General features: G+C 49.2%; 1 protein-coding gene. It reads left to right on the top strand.

What is annotated here, in order from left to right:
• Positions 1-35: 35 nt before the first annotated feature.
• The coding region (locus ACYP03_RS28025; protein WP_459782935.1) for a S4 domain-containing protein at positions 36-236 on the top strand (201 nt) is incomplete at its 3' end.

Raw genomic sequence — 236 nt, 5'->3', positions numbered from 1 at the left:
AACGCGTTGTGAAACGCACAATGAAGAAGATCATCATGCCAGAAAATAAACCTCAGTCTCATAATGACTCACCATCCTCAGACACCAGTCTGGTTCGCCTGAATAAATTTATCAGTGACACAGGTTACTGCTCGCGCCGGGAAGCCGACAAACTGATTGAGCAAGGACGGGTGCTGATTAACGGCCAGCAGCCAGAAATGGGAGTGAAAGTTGGCCCGGATGATGAAGTGCTGGTG

This window comes from Photobacterium sp. R1 (assembly GCF_054600795.1).
Note: the sequence above shows the minus strand (reverse complement) of the source record. Positions and strands in the feature narration are given on the sequence as shown.